Origin of the sequence: Ornithinimicrobium sp. (assembly GCF_051004135.1) — a bacterium.
In the GTDB taxonomy this organism is placed as follows: domain Bacteria; phylum Actinomycetota; class Actinomycetes; order Actinomycetales; family Dermatophilaceae; genus Ornithinicoccus.
Genome location: NZ_JBPCKQ010000111.1, coordinates 16,872 through 29,612 on the forward strand (window position 1 = coordinate 16,872; position 12,741 = coordinate 29,612).

At 70.2% G+C, this 12,741-nt stretch carries 10 protein-coding genes and 2 tRNA genes; 6 read left to right on the plus strand and 6 right to left on the minus strand.

What is annotated here, in order from left to right:
• Window positions 1-61: 61 nt before the first annotated feature.
• Entirely contained in the window at window positions 62-676 is a 615-nt protein-coding gene (locus tag ACR2FV_RS06590) for a TetR/AcrR family transcriptional regulator (RefSeq protein ID WP_434014893.1), read from the plus strand.
• Window positions 677-797: 121 nt separating this feature from the next.
• Here the strand turns inward: ACR2FV_RS06590 and ACR2FV_RS06595 are convergent, their stop codons facing one another.
• The 4 genes from ACR2FV_RS06595 to ACR2FV_RS06610 form a co-directional block, all read right to left on the minus strand.
• Window positions 798-1,466 (minus strand): ATP-dependent Clp protease proteolytic subunit, encoded by a 669-nt coding sequence (locus ACR2FV_RS06595; protein WP_434014894.1) that lies wholly within the window; start codon window positions 1,464-1,466, stop codon window positions 798-800.
• Window positions 1,467-1,495: 29 nt separating this feature from the next.
• Window positions 1,496-2,113 (minus strand): ATP-dependent Clp protease proteolytic subunit, encoded by a 618-nt coding sequence (locus ACR2FV_RS06600; protein ID WP_434014895.1) that lies wholly within the window; start codon window positions 2,111-2,113, stop codon window positions 1,496-1,498.
• Between the two features lie 175 nt (window positions 2,114-2,288).
• Window positions 2,289-3,836 carry a trigger factor gene (gene tig / locus ACR2FV_RS06605; protein WP_434014896.1) on the minus strand — a complete coding sequence of 516 codons (1,548 nt, stop codon included), beginning with the start codon at window positions 3,834-3,836 and terminating at the stop codon, window positions 2,289-2,291.
• A 77-nt stretch (window positions 3,837-3,913) separates the two neighbouring features.
• Window positions 3,914-3,987 (minus strand) — tRNA-Pro (locus tag ACR2FV_RS06610).
• 87 nt (window positions 3,988-4,074) lie between these two features.
• Between ACR2FV_RS06610 and ACR2FV_RS06615 the strand changes: the two genes are divergently transcribed.
• From ACR2FV_RS06615 to ACR2FV_RS06625, 3 genes are all read left to right on the plus strand, one after another.
• Window positions 4,075-4,148 (plus strand) — tRNA-Gly (locus ACR2FV_RS06615).
• Window positions 4,149-4,154: 6 nt separating this feature from the next.
• Complete coding sequence (locus tag ACR2FV_RS06620; protein WP_434014897.1) at window positions 4,155-4,445, plus strand: hypothetical protein; 291 nt, start codon at window positions 4,155-4,157, stop codon at window positions 4,443-4,445.
• Between the two features lie 132 nt (window positions 4,446-4,577).
• Window positions 4,578-6,203 (plus strand): BCCT family transporter, encoded by a 1,626-nt coding sequence (locus tag ACR2FV_RS06625; protein WP_434014898.1) that lies wholly within the window; start codon window positions 4,578-4,580, stop codon window positions 6,201-6,203.
• A gap of 10 nt (window positions 6,204-6,213) precedes the next feature.
• Here the strand turns inward: ACR2FV_RS06625 and ACR2FV_RS06630 are convergent, their stop codons facing one another.
• Window positions 6,214-6,681 carry a ribose-5-phosphate isomerase gene (locus ACR2FV_RS06630; RefSeq protein ID WP_434014899.1) on the minus strand — a complete coding sequence of 156 codons (468 nt, stop codon included), beginning with the start codon at window positions 6,679-6,681 and terminating at the stop codon, window positions 6,214-6,216.
• Window positions 6,682-6,778: 97 nt separating this feature from the next.
• Here ACR2FV_RS06630 and pepN point away from each other — a divergent pair, with 97 nt between their 5' ends.
• The gene (gene pepN / locus ACR2FV_RS06635; protein ID WP_434014900.1) at window positions 6,779-9,340 is read left to right on the plus strand and encodes an aminopeptidase N; all 2,562 of its coding nucleotides are present in this window, start codon (window positions 6,779-6,781) and stop codon (window positions 9,338-9,340) included.
• A gap of 66 nt (window positions 9,341-9,406) precedes the next feature.
• Here pepN and malQ read toward each other — a convergent pair whose 3' ends face one another.
• Complete coding sequence (malQ, locus tag ACR2FV_RS06640) at window positions 9,407-11,539, minus strand: 4-alpha-glucanotransferase (protein ID WP_434014901.1); 2,133 nt, start codon at window positions 11,537-11,539, stop codon at window positions 9,407-9,409.
• A 110-nt stretch (window positions 11,540-11,649) separates the two neighbouring features.
• Here malQ and ACR2FV_RS06645 point away from each other — a divergent pair, with 110 nt between their 5' ends.
• Window positions 11,650-12,555, plus strand: a complete 906-nt coding sequence (locus tag ACR2FV_RS06645; protein ID WP_434014902.1) for a mechanosensitive ion channel family protein — start codon at window positions 11,650-11,652, stop codon at window positions 12,553-12,555.
• Window positions 12,556-12,741: the final 186 nt, after the last annotated feature.

Consider the following 12,741-nt stretch of genomic DNA (forward strand, 5'->3'; position numbering starts at 1 on the left):
AAACCTACCGGCGGCAACTTGTCGTTGACAAGATGACAGATGTCACGAATGCTGTCCGACTATGGCCTACCACCACGGCGACTTGCGGGCAGCAATCCTGCAGGCGGCAGCCGGCGCCGTGCGGCGAGAAGGCCCGCATGCGGTCAACCTGCGCGCGCTGGCCCGGGAGGTGGGCGTCTCGCACACCGCGCCGCGGCACCACTTCGGGGACAAGCGGGGCGTGCTGACCGCCCTCGCGACGCAAGGGTATGTCGAGCTCACCGGGCGGCTGGCGGCCGCCGGGGCGAGGGGGGACTTCCTCGACGTGGGCGTCGCCTTCGTGGCATACGCGCTGGAGCGTCCGGCGCACTTCCAGATGCTGTTCCGGCCCGACCTGGTCGACACGCAGGACCCCGACCTGCGGCGGGCCAGGTCCGAGCTGTCGGTCCGGCTGACGGGTGGCGCCGAGCGGTTCGCCTCCGGCTCCGCCTCAGGTCAGCAGCGGCACCCGGCAGACGATGCCGCGCTCACGGAGGCCGGCACCTCAGGCGACCATCTCCCCACCACCGCTCTGGCGGCGTGGAGCATGGCGCACGGCTTCGCCACCCTGGCCCTGTCCGGCGCGCTGACCGTGCCTCCGGGAGGTGACCTGCTCGACCTGGCCCGGCGCACCCTGAGCCACCTGTCGCGCGACTGAGCCGCCCGCATACCGGAGCGGCCAGATCACACACCTGACCGATCCAGCCGGCCGGGCACGACGAACGGCCCGCGAGCGCCGATGCACTCACGAGCCGTTGGTCAGGGCCGGACGCTCGCGCTCAGTCCTCCAGCGAGGCCTTCCGGGATTCGAGCACGTCGTCGATCAGGCCGTACTCCTTGGCCTCGGCCGCGATCAGGATCTTGTCGCGCTCGATGTCCTTGCGGACCTCCTCCACGGTCTTGTTGGAGTGCTTGGCCCAGGTCTCCTCCAGCCAGGTCCGCATCCGCAGCACCTCGTTGGCCTGGATCTCGATGTCGGAGGCCTGACCGTAGTCACCCCCGGCCAGGGCCGGCTGATGGATCAGGATGCGCGCGTTGGGCAGCGCGAACCGCTTGCCCGGTGCGCCGGCCGCCAGCAGCACCGCGGCTGCCGAGGCGGCCTGACCGATCACGAACGTCTGCACGTCACACCGGATGTACTGCATCGTGTCGTAGATCGCGGTCAGCGCAGTGAACGAGCCACCCGGGGAGTTGATGTACATCAGGATGTCGCGGTCGGGGTCCTGACTCTCCAGCACGACCAGCTGGGCGATGATGTCGTCGGCCGACGCGTCGTCGACCTGCACGCCGAGGAAGATGATGCGGTCCTCGAAGAGCTTGGTGTAGGGGTCCTGCCGCTTCATGCCGTAGGCGGTGCGCTCCTCGAACTGCGGCAGGATGTAGCGGCTGCTCGGGCCGGCCGGCGCGATGCCGCGCCCACCGGCATACGGGGACATGGACTGGTTCATCGGGGTCTCCACACTCTCGTCGATACGGCTCAGGCGTCGCTGCCGACGGTGGTGCCGGTCTCGCCGGCCCGCTCGTAGACGTGGTCCACGAAGCCGTACTCCTTGGCTTCCTGGGCGGTGAACCAGCGGTCGCGATCGGAGTCGGCCTCGATCTGGTCCTTGGTCTGCCCCGTGTGCTCGGCGATCAGCTCGGCCATCTGCTTCTTGATGTGCAGCATCTGCTCGGCCTGGATCTTGATGTCGCTGGCCGTGCCGCCGATGCCGCCGGAGGGCTGGTGCATCATGACCCGCGCGTGCGGGGTCGCGTAGCGCTTGCCCGGCTCGCCCGCCGAGAGCAGGAACTGACCCATCGAGGCGGCGAGACCCATCGCCACGGTGGCCACGTCGTTGGGCACCCACTGCATGGTGTCGAAGATCGCCATACCGGCCGTCACGGACCCGCCCGGGGAGTTGATGTAGAGCCAGATGTCGGCCTCCGGGTCCTCCGCGGCGAGCAGCAGCAGCTGGGCGCAGATGGCGTTGGCGTTGTCGTCGCGCACGTCGGAGCCGAGGAAGATGATGCGTTCCTTCAACAGCCGGTTGTAGATCTGGTCGTCCAGACCGGCGATCGGGCTCTGTCCCGCCGCGACGATCTCGGTGTTGCTCATGCATGCTCCCTTGATCTCGTAGGCCGACCCGGTGGGGACTGCCCTCGTGGGCTCTCGTCAGTGACACTAACGTCCGCGGGTGCCAGCGCACTCCCCTGCCGTGCCGTGTTCGCCCTGAGCGCACAACCGCCCACCAGGTCCTCTGGCGGGCGGTGCTGCGCGGTATGCCGTGGGCTCAGCGATCCTGGCCGGCCTCGGCGGAGGCGGGCTCCAGCTCCTCGGACTCGGTGCCGGCGTCGGAGTCCACGTCCGCCTCGCCCTCGTCGTCGGTCTCGACGTCGGCCTCGGTCGCCGCGTCCTCGTCCAGCTCCTGGGCCGGGTCGGCGACCTCCTGGGCTCCGCCGTCGCTGACGTCGGTGTCGGAGCGGTCCTCGTCCTGGAGGACGTCGTCGTCGCTGTCGTCCTCGCCGAGGCCCTCCTCGTCCACCTCGCCGAGGCCCTCCTCGTCCACCTCGTCGAGGGCGTTGAGGGCGTTGAGGTCGACCACCTCGCCGTCGGTGTCGACGACCTTGGCCTGCTCGAGCACCCCGGCCAGCGCCTTGCGACGACCGACCTCGGTGACCATCGCCGGGATCTGACCGTCCTGGTCGATCCGCTGGGCGAACTCGTTGGGGTTCATGTTGTACTGCTGCGCCGTCATCATGATGTATTCGATGAGCTCGCCCTGGTCGACGTTGACCTCGTCGCGGATCACGAGCGCGTCGAGCAGGAACTGCGTCTTCATGGCCCGCCGGGTCGACTCGGTGACCTCGGTGCGGTGCTCGTCGTCCTCGAGCCGCTCCTCCTTCTCCAGGTGGCTGGTCACCTCGGCCTCGACCAGGTTGTCCGGGAGCGGGATGTCGGTCATCTCCAGCATCGCGTCGAGCACGCGGTCGCGGGCCTGGACACCCTGCTCGAAGCGCACGCCCTGCTCGGCCTTGGCCTGCAGGTCGGCCTGCAGCTCCTCGACGGTGTCGAACTCCGAGGCGAGCTGGGCGAACTCGTTGTCCACCTCCGGCAGCTCGCGCTCCTTGACCGAGTGGAGGGTCACGGTGACCTCGGACTCCTGGCCGACCCGGTCCCCGGAGGCCAGGGCGCTGGTGAACTCCACCTCTTCGCCGGCGGACGCGCCGATCAGGGCGTCGTCCAGACCCTCCAGCATGTTGCCGGAGCCGATCTCGTAGGACACTCCGGTGACGGTGTCGATCTCCTCACCCTCGATCGTCGCGGTGAGGTCGATGGAGGTGAAGTCGCCGTCCTGGGCGGGCCGGTCGACCCCGACCAGGGTGCCGAAGCGGGCACGCAGCTCATCCAGACGCTCCTGCACGTCCTCCTCGCTGACGGTGACCGGGTCGACCTCGACCTCGATGCCGCTGAAGTCGGGCAGCTCGAAGCTGGGCACGACGTCGATCTCGGCCTCGAACTTCAGGTCCTGCCCCTCGGCCATCGGCAGCTCGGTCAGGTTGACCTCGGGCTGGCTCAGCGGCTGCAGCTCGTGCTCCTGCACCGCCTGGCTGTAGTACTCCGGCAGCGCGTCGTTGACGGCCTCCTGCACGACGGCACCGCGGCCGAAGCGCTGGTCGATGATCCGGGCCGGCACCTTGCCCTTGCGGAAGCCGGGCACGTTGACCTGGGCACCGATCTGCTTGTAGGCGGCGTCCATCTTGGGCTTGAGGTCGGCGGAGGGGACCTCCACCGTGAGCTTCACCCGGGTCGGGTTCAGGGTCTCGACGGCACTCTTCACTGCTGGGCACTCCAAAGATCGGTGGGGGCACGGCCGAGCGGCCGGATGCGCAATGGCGGTCACGGCATGGTAGTCCGTCGGGGTAGCCGGATTCGAACCGGCGGCCTTCCGCTCCCAAAGCGGACGCGCTACCAAGCTGCGCCATACCCCGTGCGTTGCGCCTGGGTCCGACGTGGCCGGGCACCCGAGGCGGCGGCTAGACTATCGCCCCGTTGCCGCGCCACGAGCAGGGCAACACGCGGGTGTAGCTCAATGGTAGAGCCCCAGTCTTCCAAACTGGCTACGCGAGTTCGATTCTCGTCACCCGCTCCAGCAGGTATGTTGCTCGTCCGGCTCGCAGAGGTCCGCCGCCGCAGCCGAGCACCGGCAGGCGCCTCCCCGGCGGAGCACCTGGTCCGCGAGGACCGGGACGTCGACCTCGAGCTCGTCGCTGGGCCCGAGCGGTGGTTCCGCTCGCTGGGGGCCGCCCTCGACTGGGGCGTGACGACATACGACGCGCTGGATGTCCTGCTGGCGCTCGACCTGGACGCTGAGGTGGTCACGGCCGATGCGCGGCTGGCGAGCGCCGCCCGCGCTCACTCGCTGCCGGTGCGCCTGCTGGCGGGCTAGAACGCGGCAACACTCACACAGAGTGGACTCTGGACAATTGTCGACAATTGGACAATCCTAGGTCGAGACCGGCGCAGCGGACCGATGACGAGGCCCCACAGCAGCCGCTCCCCACGGCGAAAGGTGCCCACCATGGAGCAACTGGCGACACGACTCGGTCTGCGGACCAACCCGGCGATCTTCTTCTGGTCCGCCGGCCTGATGCTGCTGTTCCTGGTGTTGTTGCTGCTCTTCCCTGACCCCATCGGGGAGGCGTTCGGCACGGGGCGCGAGTGGATCGTGACCAACCTGGGCTGGTTCTTCATCCTGGGCGTCAGCAGCTGGTTGGCCTTCCTGATCTGGGTCGCCGTCAGCAAGTACGGCCAGATCAGACTCGGCGGCCAGGACTCCAAGCCTGCCTACGGCAACCTCTCGTGGTTCGCGATGCTGTTCGCCGGTGGCATCGGCACCGTGCTGATGTTCTGGGGAGTCGCCGAGCCCATCTCGCACTTCGGCACGCCACCGCGCGACGTGGAGCCCTACAGCGTGGCCGCCGCCGAGGACGCCATGGCGTTCTCGCTCTACCACCTGTCCCTGCACACCTGGGCGATCTTCACCCTGCCCGGCCTGGCCTTCGCCTACTTCATCTACCGGCACAAGCTGCCGATGCGCGTCAGCTCGGTGTTCTACCCCTTCCTCAAGGAGCGGATCCACGGACCGATCGGCAAGGCGATCGACGTGTTCGCCGTGCTCGGCACCCTCTTCGGCCTGGCGGTCTCGCTGGGCCTGGGCACCTCGCAGATCAACGCCGGTCTGAGTGAGCTGCTCGGCTGGCCCGACGCGGTCTGGCCCAAGGTGCTGATCATCACGGTGCTGACCGCCGTCGCCGTCACCTCGATCGTGGCCGGCCTGGACAAGGGCATCAAGCGGCTCTCCAACCTCAACATCGGCATGGCCGTCGCGCTGATGCTCTTCGTGCTGTTCGCCGGCGAGACCGTCTTCCTGCTGCGCCAGGTCATCGAGAGCGCCGGCATCTACGCGACGAACATCGTCCCGCTGTCCTTCTGGAACGACGCGATGGCCCGCTACACCGACGAGGGCGGCTGGGGCTGGCAGGGTGGCTGGACCGTCTTCTACTGGGCCTGGACGGTGACCTGGTCGCCGTTCATGGGCGTCTTCCTGGCCCGCATCTCCCGAGGCCGCACCATCCGCGAGTTCGTGCTCGGCGTCCTCGTCGCCCCGTCGCTGTTCACGCTGGTGTGGTTCGCGATCTTCGGCTGGTCGGCCATGGAGCTCGACGGCATCGGCGGTGACGGCGGCAGCATCTCGGCGGCCGTGGCCGAGAGCGTGCCGCTGGCGATGTTCGAGTTCTTCGAGAACTTCCCCGCCACCACGCTGGTCCAGGGCCTCGCCGTCGTGATCGTCGCGCTCTTCTTCGCGACCTCGGCCGACTCCGCAGCCCTGGTCATCGACATCCTGTGTGTCGGTGACGGGGACGAGAGCCCGGTCCGACAGCGCGTGTTCTGGGGCGTGTCGATGGGAGCGCTGGCCGCGCTGCTCATCGTGCTCGGCGGGGACTCCGGGTTGGAGGCCCTGCAACAGGTCATCACCGTGATCGGCCTGCCGATCTTCATCCTCGTCTTCGCCATGCTCTTCGCCCTGCTCAAGGCCCTGCTGGAGGAGAAGGACGGATTCCTGTCCCCGGAGCTACCAGGAGCCGACCCGGCCAGCGACACCGACGAGGCGGACCGGAGGAGTCCAGCTACGTCCGGCGACTGACCCGAGGCGCTCAGGGCAGGTCGGGCAGCGTCCCGTCTGCCTCGTAGGCAGCCATCATGTCGATCCGGGCCTGGTGCCGGTCCTCCCCGGTGAAGTCGGTGCTCAGGAAGGCGGCGACCATCTCGTGCGCCTCCTCGACCGTGTGCATCCGGGCGCCGATGGAGATCACCTGGGCGTTGTTGTGCAGCCGGGCCAGCGTGGCCAGCTCGGCGTTGTAGCACAGCGCGGCCCGGATGCCGTCGACCTTGTTGGCGGCGATCTGCTCACCGTTGCCGGAGCCGCCGAGCACGATCCCCAACGCGTCCGGCTCGGCGGCCACCGCCTGCGCGGCGCGCAGCACGAAGACCGGGTAGTTGTCGAGCTCGTCGAACTCGGTCGGTCCATGGTCGACCACCTCGTGACCCTGCTCGGCCAGCCACCCGACCAGGTCGCGCTGCAGGTCGAATGCGGCGTGGTCGCCGCCGATGTGGATGCGCATGTGACTCCTCGGTGCCCGGGGCGGCCGGATCGGCCCGGCCGTCGTGACACCATCGTGGCACTGATCGCAGTTCACCCCCAGCAGGAGGCACCGACGCATGCCCGGCACCAACCTCACCCGTGACGAGGCGCAGACCCGCGCACAGCTGATCGCCACCCAGTCGTATGCGGTCGAGCTGGACCTCACCCGTGGCGCGGAGCACTTCGGCACGGACACGACCGTGACCTTCGACTGCGCCGAAGGGGGCGACGAGACCTGGATCGACCTGATCGCGGCCTCGGTCGAGTCGATCGAGCTCAACGGTACGGCATTGGACCCCGGGGACCACTACGCCGACGCGCGCATCCGGCTGCCCGGCCTGGCCGCGCACAACCGGCTGGTGGTCCGGGCCACCGGCAGCTACATGAACACCGGCGAGGGTCTGCACCGCTTCGTGGACCCGGCCGACGGCGAGGTCTACCTCTACTCCCAGTTCGAGGTGCCGGACAGCCGGCGGGTGCTCGCGGTCTTCGAGCAACCCGACCTCAAGGCCACCTTCCAGTTCACGGTCACCGCCCCGGCCCATTGGCAGGTCATCTCCAACCAGCCGACCCCTGAGCCGGAGCCCCTGCCCGACCAGGCGAGCGACGGGGTGAGTGCGGCCGTCTGGACGTTCGCGCCCACCCCCAGCCTCGCCTCATACGTGACCGCCCTGATCGCGGGACCGTATGACGTGGTCCGCGACGAGGTCACCACGCGGGCCGGCACGGTGCCGCTGGGCGTCTTCTGCCGCCGGAGTCTGCGCCGGCACCTGGACGCCGACAACATCCTGGCCTGCACCAAGGCCGGGTTCACGTTCTTCGAGGAGGAGTTCGACCGGGCCTACCCGTTCGAGAAGTACGACCAGATCTTCACCCCGGAGTACAACATGGGTGCGATGGAGAACGCCGGTGCGGTGACCATCGTGGAGGACTACGTCTTCCGCTCCAAGGTGCCCGACGCGGTGGTCGAGCGGCGTGCGCTGACCATCCTGCACGAGCTCGCGCACATGTGGTTCGGCGACCTGGTGACGATGCGCTGGTGGGACGACCTGTGGCTCAACGAGTCGTTCGCCGAGTGGGCCTCGACCACCTGCCAGGCCGAGGCCACCGACTGGACCGAGGCGTGGACGACGTTCGCGATCTCGGAGAAGGCCTGGGCCTACCGCCAGGACCAGCTGTCCTCGACGCACCCGGTGGCCGCGGACATGGTTGACCTGGAGTCCGTGGAGGTCAACTTCGACGGCATCACCTACGCCAAGGGCGCCTCGGTGCTCAAGCAGCTGGTCGCGTATGTCGGACGGGAGGCGTTCCGGGACGGGCTGCGGGCCTACTTCGCCCGGTATGCGTGGGGCAACACCACGCTGCGCGACCTGCTGGCCGAGCTGGAGCAGACGTCCGGCCGCGACCTGCGCCGTTGGTCCGAGCTCTGGCTGGAGACGGCGGGCGTCAACACCCTCACCCCGGAGCTGAGCGTGCGCGACGGGGTGATTGAGGCGGCGACGATCGTGCAGACGGCACCCGAGGAGCACGCCGTGCTGAGGCCGCACCGGCTGGCCGTGGGCTGCTACCGGCGCCAGGACGGCGCCCTGCAGCGGACCGAGCGGATCGAGCTCGACGTCGATGGTGAGCGCACCGACGTGGCCGAGCTGGTCGGCATACCCATGCCGGACCTGCTGCTGGTCAACGACGACGACCTCGCCTACGCCAAGATCCGGCTCGACGAGACGTCGCTGGCCACGGCGCTGCGCGACCCGCGGGCGCTGACCGAGTCGCTGCCGCGCGCCCTGGTGCTCGGCGCGGCGTGGGACATGGCCCGCGACGCACAGCTGCCGGCGCCCGACTACGTGCGGCTGGTGGCCGGGACTCTGGCCGGGGAGAGCGACAGCAACCTGCTCCGGGTCCTGCTGCAGCAGGTGAGCTCGGCGGCGCTGTCCTACACCCCCCGCGACCGGCGCGCCGAGGTTGTGGCCGAGCTGAGCGCAGCGCTGCGGGAGGCGGCGTGGTCCGCCGAGCCCGGCAGCGATGCCCAGCTGCAGTTGGTCAGCTCCTTCGCCATGTTCGCTCGGGAGCCGGAGGACGTCGAGCGGGTGTGCGGGCTGCTGTCCGGCGAGGAGCCGCTGGAGGGGTTGGGCGTGGACCAGGACATGCGCTGGACCCTGCTCACGTCGCTGGCGGCCGCCGGCGCGGCCGACGAGACCGAGATCGAGGGCGAGCGGCAGCGTGACGACACGGCGACCGGGCGCGAGAGGGCAGCCCGGGCACTGGCCGCGCGGCCGACGCCCGAGGCCAAGGAGGCCGCCTGGGCGGCCGCCGTCGAGGGGCGGGAGCCGGGCCTGCCCAACGCGGTGCTGGCCGCGATGGCGGCAGGGTTCGGCTGGGCGCACGACCCCGAGCTGCTGCGGCCCTACCTCGACCGCTACCACGGGGCCGTCGGTCCGTTGTGGGCGCAGCGCACGCATCACATCGCCGAAACCCTGGCGGTGGGCTTCTACCCCTCCCTCCTGGCCGATCCCGCCCTGGTGGAGTCCTCCCAGGCGTGGCTGGAGGAGCACCCCGAGGCGCCGGCCGGGCTGCGTCGCACCGTGGCGGAGCACCGCGACAGCGCCGCCCGCGCGGTCCGCGCCCAGTCGATCTGCTAGGGAGCTTGCGCGCCCTCCGATCGGGGTGCGCGACCACAACCTCCCGAGCAAACGGGGGCGAGCAGGTCAGGTGTGGCGGGAGACCGTCCGGGCCAGCCGCCGAGCGAAGCGGTCCTCGAAGAGCTCCTCCAACAGCATCGGGCTCCCCTCCGGGCCGGACAGCGGCACCCGCCAGTTGGGGTACCCCTGGTGTGTGCCCGGCTGGTTGATCACCCGCACGTCCTGCGCCAGGTCGGACACCGAGACCCCCACCAGCCGGGCCGGCGCCCAGGTCAGATAGCGGTGCAGCGCCTCGACCTGCTCCTGGATCCCGGCGCCCTGCAACAGCAGACCGCGATCGCGCAGCACCTGCAGCACCTCCTCGCGGGCCGCCTCGTCCTCGGCGCGCTCCTGCTCCAGCGGACGGGTGAGCAGGTCCAGAGAGGCCCGCAGGTCCAGGTGCACGCCGGACAGGTAGCCGGCCGTGGGCGGCAGGTCGTGGGTGGTGACGGTGGCCAGGCAGAGCTCGCGGTAGCGCTCCGGCGCGATCGGCCCGTCCTCAGTGCGCTCGAACCACAGGATCGAGGTGCCCAGGATGCCCCGCTCGCGCAGGTAGTCGCGCACCCACGGCTCGACGGTCCCCAGGTCCTCCCCCACCACGATCGCCCCGGCCCGGTGCGCCTCCAGCATCAGGATGCCGATCATCGCGTCGTGGTCGTAACGCACGTAGGTGCCCTGGTGGGCCGGCATGCCTGAGGGGATCCACCACAGCCGGAACAGCCCGATCACGTGGTCCACCCGTAGCCCGCCGGCGTCTCGCAGCACACCGCGCAGCATGTCGCGGTATGGCGCGTAGCCGGCTTCGGCGAGCCGGTCCGGTCGCCACGGGGGCTGGCTCCAGTCCTGGCCGAGCTGGTTGTACTGGTCGCCCGGCGCCCCGACCGTCACCCCGCGGGCGAGGGTGCTGCCCAGGCTCCACGCGTCCGCACCGTCGGGATGCACCCCGACGGCCAGGTCATGGACCACACCGATCTGCATACCGGTGCCGAGCAGGTCGCGCTGCACGTCGGCCAGCTGGTCGGCGAGCAGCCACTGCAGCCAGCAGTGGAACTCCACCTCCGCCTCGTGGGTCCCACGGAACTGCTCGACCGCCGGACTGCGCGGGTCCTGCAGCTCACTTCGCCAGTCCCGCCAGGACCGCCCGTGCTCGGCGACCAGCGCACACCAGGTGGCGTAGTCGACCAGGCTCTGCCCCTCGCGCTCCACGTAGGCACCGAAGGCACGCTCCCGGCGCAGCGAGCGGGGTTGGCGGAAGACCAGCCGCAGCGCCGCCTCCTTGGCCAGCCAGATCGCATCGCGCTCCAGGGCGTCCAGCTCCAGGTATCGCTTGGCGTCGTCGGCGTGCCACTCCACCAGCTGGCGCTCGGCGGTGGACAGGTAGGCGACCTCGGGCACCTCCTCCACCCGCAGGTAGAGCGGGTTGACGAACCGGCGGGAGGTCGGCAGGTAGGGCGAGGGCTCCAGCGGCGGCACCGGCTCGGCGGCGTGCAGCGGGTTGACCAGCACGAAGTCGGCACCGAGCCCCGCCGCCCAGGCACCGGCGTCGCCGAGGTCGGCCAGGTCACCCAGCCCCCAGGAGGCGGCCGAGCGCATCGCGTAGAGCTGGGTCATCAGCCCCCACCGCTGGGTGCCCTGCCCCTGCAGCGCCGAGTGCAGGTCGAGGCGTTGCGGGCAGACGACCAGCGGCATCTGCGCTGCCTGGTCGGTGCCGCCGTGGCCCGAGAGGACGCGGACCTCGTGCCAGCCGAGTGGCAGGTCGTCGGGCAGCTCCACCCACCGCCGGACCCGGGTGGTCCCGTCCACCTCCCGGGTCGCGCTCTCGTCGCCGCGCACCGTCAGGCTCCGGACGGCACCGGTCTCCAGGTGGGCCTCAGCCCGCACCGACCGGCCCTCGTTCAGGTGTAGCGGCACCCGCACCGACACCCCCTTGGTCACCACCCGCACGGGCGGCAGCGCCCGGGTCCAGGGCTCGATCTCGTGGGCGGCCAGGGCCCGGGCTGCGGCCTGCTCGTCGCTCGCGTCGATCCCGAGCGCGGCCAGGACCTCCCGGACCGTCGCCACCGAGGCACTGGTGTGGTTGCCCTGCCAGTCCCAGAACTCAGTCGCCACGCCGTGAGCGTGCGCCAGCTCGGCCAGGTTCGCCGGGAGGGACTCAGTCACAAGGTGGACCTTTCAGTACATGCCGAGGCGACGCCCGGGACCGGCAAGGGGACGGGTGATCGGGCACAGTCTGTCACCCGAGGGCTCTGTCATGCGTCAAACTGCTCGGTATGCCGATCGACTCCTGGGAAGATTTCGGCGGGTGGCTGTTGGGGCCCCCGCTGCGTGTCGTGCTCATCATCGTGGCCGCCGTCGTGCTGGGCTGGCTGGTCCGCCGCTCCATCAAGGGCGTCGAGGACGCCGCAGCGGCGCGCGCCGAGAACAAGCAGCGCGACAACACCGACAAGGTCGTCGACGCCGCCACCGCGGCCGACATCGAGCGCCGGCACCAACGCGCGCTGACCCTCGGCTCGTTGCTGCGCAGCATCGCCACGTTCACCATCGCCACGGTGGCCATCCTGACCGTGATGGCCGAGATCGGGCTGCCACTCGGACCGGTGCTGGCCTCGGCCGGGGTCGGCGGCGTGGCGCTGGGCTTCGGTGCCCAGTCGCTGGTCAAGGACTTCCTGGCCGGTGTCTTCATGATCATCGAGGACCAGTACGGCGTCGGAGACCTGATCGACACCGGGGAAGCCGTGGGCACCGTCGAGGAGGTCACCTTGCGGATCACCCGGCTGCGCGACGCCTCCGGCGTGGTGTGGTTCGTCCGCAACGGCGAGATCATCCGGATCGGCAACAAGTCGGAGGGCTGGGCGGTGGCGACCATCGACATCCCGGTGGCCTATGACGAGGAGCCGAGCCGTGTCCTCCCCCTGCTGCACCAGGTGGCCGAGGAGGTCTGGGCCGATCCTGAGCAGCATGCACGGCTGATCGAGGAGCCCTCGGTCGCCGGGGTCGAGTCGGTGTCCGGCGGCGTGATGACCCTGCGGATCTTCGCCAAGTGCCGACCCGGCGAGCAATGGGCCATGCCGCGGGTCATCCGGCAGCGGGTCAAGGCGGTGCTGGACGCGGAGGGCATCCGCGGTCCGCAGATCAACCCCTACGGCTCCTCGACCGGCTCCTCGACGCAGGCCTGACCCCGATCCCGCCAAGGGTGACCGAGGCAACCATCTGCCCGGGCTCGGGCGTCGATGCGGGTTTGGAGGTCGGCGATGCCTGAGCAGGCGGCGCAGCCGGGGTTCCGCGAGTTCGTGCTCGGCCGCAGCAGCGCGCTCTACCGCACCGCGGTGCTGCTGACCCGCGACCCGCACGACGCGCAGGAC

Bases quoted from the DNA above. Each gene is read 5' to 3' on its own strand.
- ACR2FV_RS06590 (WP_434014893.1), top strand. From the start codon at position 62: ATGGCCTACCACCACGGCGACTTGCGGGCAGCAATCCTGCAGGCGGCA.
- ACR2FV_RS06595 (WP_434014894.1), bottom strand. From the start codon at position 1,466: ATGAACCAGTCCATGTCCCCGTATGCCGGTGGGCGCGGCATCGCGCCG.
- ACR2FV_RS06600 (WP_434014895.1), bottom strand. From the start codon at position 2,113: ATGAGCAACACCGAGATCGTCGCGGCGGGACAGAGCCCGATCGCCGGT.
- ACR2FV_RS06620 (WP_434014897.1), top strand. From the start codon at position 4,155: ATGTTGCTCGTCCGGCTCGCAGAGGTCCGCCGCCGCAGCCGAGCACCG.
- ACR2FV_RS06625 (WP_434014898.1), top strand. From the start codon at position 4,578: ATGGAGCAACTGGCGACACGACTCGGTCTGCGGACCAACCCGGCGATC.
- ACR2FV_RS06630 (WP_434014899.1), bottom strand. From the start codon at position 6,681: ATGCGCATCCACATCGGCGGCGACCACGCCGCATTCGACCTGCAGCGC.
- pepN (WP_434014900.1), top strand. From the start codon at position 6,779: ATGCCCGGCACCAACCTCACCCGTGACGAGGCGCAGACCCGCGCACAG.
- ACR2FV_RS06645 (WP_434014902.1), top strand. From the start codon at position 11,650: ATGCCGATCGACTCCTGGGAAGATTTCGGCGGGTGGCTGTTGGGGCCC.